Origin of the sequence: Streptomyces sp. NPDC058964 (genome assembly GCF_042741275.1) — a bacterium.
Lineage (GTDB): Bacteria > Actinomycetota > Actinomycetes > Streptomycetales > Streptomycetaceae > Streptomyces.
In genome coordinates, this window is sequence record NZ_JBHYKH010000428.1 from 4176 (window position 1) to 7917 (window position 3742).

The following is a 3742-nucleotide window of genomic DNA, read 5'->3' on the forward strand; positions in this document are numbered from 1 at the left end:
TTCCAGAACCTGTAGCCCTCGGCGTTGCGGTCGATTTTGGCCGCCGGGGCCCCCACCCGGCCCTGTGTGGGCGGATGTGGCCGTGGGAAGAAAAAAAAACTGGGGTGGCCCCCCCCCCCCCCCGGCGAGAACCGGATGCCCCGCGAGGACACCGACACCACCCGGGCCCCGCCGGCCGCGACCAGGGCGGGCCACAGCCGGGCCACGAGCCGGAAGTGCCCGAGGTGGTTCGTCGCGAACTGCGCCTCGTACCCGCGTGCGTCCCGGGTCAGCGGGGTGGCCATGATTCCGGCGCTGTTGACGAGGATGTGCAGGGGGCGGCCCGAGGCCAGGAACTTCCCGGCGAAGGCGTCGACGGACGACGGGTCGATCAGGTCCATCGGCTCGGTCTCGGCCCCGTCCACCTCCTTCAGCGCCTCCCGTGCCCGGGTCACGTCCCGTGCCGGTACGACGACCTCGGCGCCGGCGGCCCGCAGCACACGGGCCGCCTCCAGCCCGATGCCCGAGTAGCCGCCGGTGACGACGGCGACCTTGCCGGTCAGATCGATGCCCCTGATGACGTCCTCGGCCGTGGAGGCGGCGCCGAAGCCGGAGGGGAGGGGCTGCTGTGCGGTGGTCATGGTGCTTGTCTCCTCGGAATGAGCCAGGGACACCACCGTAGAACTGCCGATCCGTACGATGAATGCTTGAGAGTGCGCATCACTTGCGCGATAGTTCAGACATGTCCACGGATCCGCTCTCCGACGCCCTGGCCGTCGCCGACGCCCGGGGTGTGTTCTCCGGCGGTTTCACGGCCGGCGGCGACTGGGCCGTCCGGCTGCGCGGCCGGGACAAGCCGAAGGTCAACGCCCTGGTGCGGGGCAGCTGCCTGCTGGTCCCCGAGGCGGGCGGGGAACCCGTCGTGCTGGCCGAGGGGGATCTCGTGGTCTCCGACGGCAGGCATCCGTACGTGCTGTGCAGCGCCCCCGGCGTGGAGCCGCTGGACTCAGGTGAGGTGGCCGTGGATCCGGGCACCCGCATGGCACGGTTGGGCACCGGCGAGGACGTCATGTGCGTCTCGGGACACATCGACCTGAGCCGGGACAGCGGAGACCTGCTGCGCCGGGCGCTTCCGGAGCTGATCCACGTGCGCGCCGACGCGGCCGAGGCTCCCGCGCTGCGCTGGCTGATCGGGCAGCTCGTCGACGAGATGAGGGCGGACCGGGCCGGTTCCGCGTTCGCCTCCGACCAGCTCGCCCAGCTGATGTTCGTGCAGGTCCTGCGGGTCTGTCTCGCGGAGGCCGGCGCACTGCCGCCCGGCTGGCTGCGCGCCCTGGCCGACGAACGGCTCGCCCCGGCCCTGCGCCTGATGCACGCCGACCCGGCACACCCGTGGCGGCTGGCGGAACTCGCCCGCGCCGCCGCGATGTCCCGGACCGCGTTCGCCGTGCGCTTCAGGGAGACGGCCGGCGTGCCACCCCTGACGTATCTGCTGAACTGGCGGATGAGCCTGGCCGCCCGTGCCCTGAGACAGGACACGGTTCCGGTCGCGGTGCTCGCGCGCTCGGTCGGCTACACCTCCGAGAGCGCCTTCAGCAACGCCTTCAAACGCGCGACCGGTGTCGCGCCCCGGCGGTACCGCGAGGCGACCAGGAGCTGAGCCGCTCCCGGCGGTGCACGGTCACCGTGCCGCCCTCCTCCTCGCCGACGACCTTCCGCACGTCGGCCTTCACCGGCAGCTTGTGCGTGCCGTCTCCCAGGGCCATGAAGGAGCTGCGGAAGGGGTGCCCGTCGATCGTGCGCGGACCTTCACGAGCCCGCGGGTTCCCCCGTTCGCGGTGGTCTCCTCGGGAGCTTCGTGCCCCAGGACCGCCGCGAGCGGGAGAACTCATCGGGGAGGCCTTGCGTCAGGCCCCGGCGGGGACCCGGTCCAGGAATCCGAGCACCTGCTTGATCCGGCCCTCGGCGTCCAGGGTGATCACGTCGAAACCGGCCACCGGAGCCGAGCCGTCCGCCTGGTTCACCAGCTCCCAGGAGAAGCGGGCCGTGTCGTGGTGCCCGTCCACGGTGCCCAGAGGGCGGAAGACGAAACCGGGGAACTGCTCGTGCGCCGCCGCGATCACGGCCGCGATCTGCTCGTGACCGCCGGCCTCGGCGAGCGGGTCGGTGTAGCCGCCGTCCGGGGTCCAGGCCGCGGCGACCGCCTTCGCCAGGGTCTCGGGCTCGGTGGCGTTCCACGCCTCGAAGTAACGGGCGACGGCGCTCTCGAAACGGTTCACGGACATGGCGAATCAGCCTCCATCGAGGTCGTTCCTGCTGGTCGGGAATCGGATCTGCGGTTCGTCGATCCGGTGTGACCACCATGCCCGGGTCCGCCGGACGGGTCGATTACCCCCCGGGTAATGACGGCGGACCGGCCCACACGCGCATTTCGGCCAACGAGGCGCGGTGAATATGCCAAGAGACTGGCCGGAAAGTCATGGTGACAGTGTTTCGGGAGTGAAGATACTCGAAATTCAGGGGCACTTCACCGCACAGCAGACGCACGGAGAGCGAGGCCGGCCGGCACACGAGGGCCGCGACGGGGGTGTGATCGTGCACGACGAATTCCTGTGCCATGTCACCGCGTACGGCACGTGCGACGGCCGGCGCATCGGCGTACCGCTCGGCACCTACCGCGCGCCCACGCTGGCGCTGGCACTGTGGTGGCTGCGGGACCGGGCCTCCTGGATCGCCGAACGGCTCGATCCGGTGCCGCAGGGCCCACGATTCCCGCCGGGCGCGCTCGTCCCGGTCGCGGAGGACGTGCCCGACGTGCCGGGTGTGCTGCGCGCCTGGTGCGCCGACGTGGTCCAGCAGGAGCTCGTGGCCGACGAGTTGGCCGGCGGACGGCTGGTACGGATCGCCACCGGTGACGACACCACCGAGTACGAGCTGCTCGCCGAGTCCGTCGACGCCCTGCGCATGCAGCGCACCGTCCCGGCGCTCGTCGTTCCCGTCGCCTGAGACGTCACAAGGCCGCACGCCCGATGCGGGGCGTCCCGATGTCCGCATCGGATCACGGCCCGCATTCCGGCTCCCAGGCACAGACATGAGCAAATCGGTAGAATCCTTGCCATGGCGGAGCGGCCGGTCGCCCCGACTGCGCCCGAGCTGGTCCTGGAGACCGACGCGGGCTCCACGGTGATGAGCCCGGGGCGCGACTACCACATGGGGCGCGACCCGTCGTGCGACATCGTCATCGACGACGCCCGGGTCTCCTGGCACCACGCCGTGTTGCGGCCCGAGGACGACCACTGGACGCTCCAGGACGAGCACAGCACCAACGGCACGTACGCCGACGGCCGCCGCATCCAGGAGTCGGCCGTCGGACCCGGCAGTGTCATCCGCTTCGGGAGCGCCTCCGACGGGCCTCGCGCGGTCCTGGTCGGCCGCCCCGGACCGGACGGCCCCGCCGCCGGCTCGATGCCCCCCCTGACGGGCACCTTCCGGCGGCCCCCCCCCCAAACGCCCCGGACCCCCCCCACCCGCCCCCACCCCCCCGCCCCGTGCGTGCTGGACGGAGGTGGCGGGGCGTGAAGGTGCCGGATCCGTCCCGGCGGAACCGGCCCTTCCGGGCCAGCCCGGGCCGGGCCGCTCCGGGCTGGGCTGGGCTGGGCGGGCTGGGGCGGGCCGGGCTGGGCGGGGCCAGACCGCGCCGGTCCATGCCGAGCCGAGCCGTGCCGAGCCGAGCCGTGCCGAGCCGAGCCGTGCCGAGCCGAGC

The 3742-nt window shown here is 72.5% G+C and carries 4 protein-coding genes and 2 pseudogenes; 3 read left to right on the plus strand and 3 right to left on the minus strand.

Annotated features, from left to right (window positions below; genetic code table 11):
* A partial coding sequence (locus ACFW2E_RS35675) for an SDR family NAD(P)-dependent oxidoreductase (RefSeq protein ID WP_384472790.1) occupies nucleotides 1-620 on the minus strand: 620 nt, incomplete at its 3' end.
* Between the two features lie 101 nt (nucleotides 621-721).
* On the opposite strand from ACFW2E_RS35675, the gene ACFW2E_RS35680 reads away from it, so the two are divergent.
* A complete protein-coding gene (locus ACFW2E_RS35680) occupies nucleotides 722-1639 on the plus strand; it encodes an AraC family transcriptional regulator (protein WP_384472793.1) in 918 nt (305 codons plus the stop codon).
* Here ACFW2E_RS35680 and ACFW2E_RS35685 read toward each other — a convergent pair.
* Nucleotides 1584-1807: pseudogene (locus tag ACFW2E_RS35685) on the minus strand (DUF1905 domain-containing protein); the annotation flags it as partial. The gene ACFW2E_RS35680 and the pseudogene ACFW2E_RS35685 overlap by 56 nt on opposite strands.
* Nucleotides 1808-1886: 79 nt before the next feature.
* A complete protein-coding gene (locus tag ACFW2E_RS35690) occupies nucleotides 1887-2264 on the minus strand; it encodes a nuclear transport factor 2 family protein (RefSeq protein WP_384472796.1) in 378 nt (125 codons plus the stop codon).
* A 310-nt stretch (nucleotides 2265-2574) separates the two neighbouring features.
* Here ACFW2E_RS35690 and ACFW2E_RS35695 point away from each other — a divergent pair, with 310 nt between their 5' ends.
* Nucleotides 2575-2985 (plus strand): hypothetical protein, encoded by a 411-nt coding sequence (locus tag ACFW2E_RS35695; RefSeq protein WP_384472799.1) that lies wholly within the window; start codon nucleotides 2575-2577, stop codon nucleotides 2983-2985.
* Between the two features lie 111 nt (nucleotides 2986-3096).
* A pseudogene (locus ACFW2E_RS35700) lies at nucleotides 3097-3510 on the plus strand (FHA domain-containing protein); the annotation flags it as partial.
* Between the last annotated feature and the right edge of the window lie 232 nt (nucleotides 3511-3742).